Raw genomic sequence first — 1,554 nt, 5'->3', positions numbered from 1 at the left:
CAGATAATGGAGAAATAAGTAATAAGCGCAGAAAAGTAGAGGCTGAAAAAGATGAACAGCAGGTTGTACAGCAAAATGAGGCGATGGCAAGTACAATACAGGCTGTTACTGCGGGGGTAGGTGAGGCTAAGCCATTAGTGGGTGAAGGTGAGCAGTTTACAAACGGGAGGAAAAACAAGTTAAAACCTGATATAAGATATCAAACAGGTGAGTTTAAGTACTTTTATGAAACTGATGGTAAAGGTAGAATTATCAAATTTAAAGCGGATAATCTACAGTTAACAATAAGAGAAGAAAGGTTACCTCACAGTAAAAATACACCGGGGAAAATCAAAGGTAAGGATCATGCGGGTCATTTGGCGGGTGATAGATTTGGAGGTTCACCTAAACTTGATAATTTGGTTTCACAGTTGTCAGAAGTTAACCTTTCAGAGTATAAAAAATTAGAGAACCAATGGGAAGCAGCAATTAAGGATGGATTAGAGGTAACAGTTATTATAGATATAGTATATGAGGGAGGCGGTTTACGCCCGTTAAAATTCTTAATTATGTATACCATAGATGGAGACGCGACTTCTGTATCCATTACCAATAATAGGAGGGAGGATTAACATGAAAAATTTTGAGGAATGTTTTAGTGATATTCAAACAGATATGATATCAATATGTTTGGAGTATGTTGAAAATAGAGCCAATAAAGTATACTTATATGCGTCATGCGAAGGAGATATTATTTCGAGTAATTTCTTTTATAATATAAATCATAAATATGTAAAAAAGCACAAGTTAAATGATGCTATTCATTTAGGTGAAGAGGGGTATGATGTATCAACTGAACGTCAATTCGAAGTATTAGATATTATTAATAAAGATGTTGAAAAAATCAAAAAATTGTGTGAAGAATGCGACAGAGAAATGCCAACAGAACTTAAATTAATATATGACGTAATTAGTGGAGAGCTACAAGCAGAATATAAATATGAGTTAGTTTATTTAAAGGATGCCGTAAAAACCGCAAACACTATTGCAAATGAGTGGTTTGAAGAATTAAAACAAAAAGGACTTTAATTAAAAATTAATTTATAAGAAATTTAAGTTTATGTAGAAGCAATAGATTTATTTATTCTAATTATAGTAAAATTCAACAATAATACTATATAAAACGGGGTCTCGAGAAATTTAGGTCTTAATGGAGATATATTCTCTGTTGGGACTTTTTCTTTTTGTCCGGGTAAAAGCCACAGGTGCCAGTACTGACCACCATGTAGCCCCTTGGCAAATGCAGTAATCCTCATAACCCGACCACATTTATAACCCCATTGCATAAAATCCTACCATCTATACCAACTGCCATCAGCCCGCATTGCGGGCTGATGTAACCCGAGGGGAGGTCGCAAGCGACCACCCCTCTTTAACCTGCATCATTAGAGAATTCTTCGGCAGCATAAAAACCAAGGTGAAGGATATAGCGGGAAGCATAAAGGAAAAGGTAATGCTGCTGGGAAACCCTGCGCAGCTAATGAAGCTCCTGGCTAACAAGGCCATAGACATGGT

At 36.0% G+C, this 1,554-nt stretch carries 2 protein-coding genes; both read left to right on the top strand.

Going from position 1 to position 1,554, the window contains the following annotated elements:
- On the top strand, window positions 1–611 hold a 611-nt coding region (locus tag CLHUN_RS21520; protein ID WP_207559203.1), incomplete at its 5' end, for a DNA/RNA non-specific endonuclease.
- A gap of 1 nt (window position 612) precedes the next feature.
- On the top strand, window positions 613–1,068 hold the full coding sequence (locus CLHUN_RS21515; protein WP_080066719.1) for an immunity protein YezG family protein: 456 nt from the start codon (window positions 613–615) through the stop codon (window positions 1,066–1,068).
- Window positions 1,069–1,554 lie beyond the last annotated feature (486 nt).

Source organism: Ruminiclostridium hungatei (assembly GCF_002051585.1).
Lineage (GTDB): Bacteria > Bacillota > Clostridia > Acetivibrionales > DSM-1351 > Ruminiclostridium > Ruminiclostridium hungatei.
This window is presented reverse-complemented; position numbering and strand designations above follow the sequence as displayed.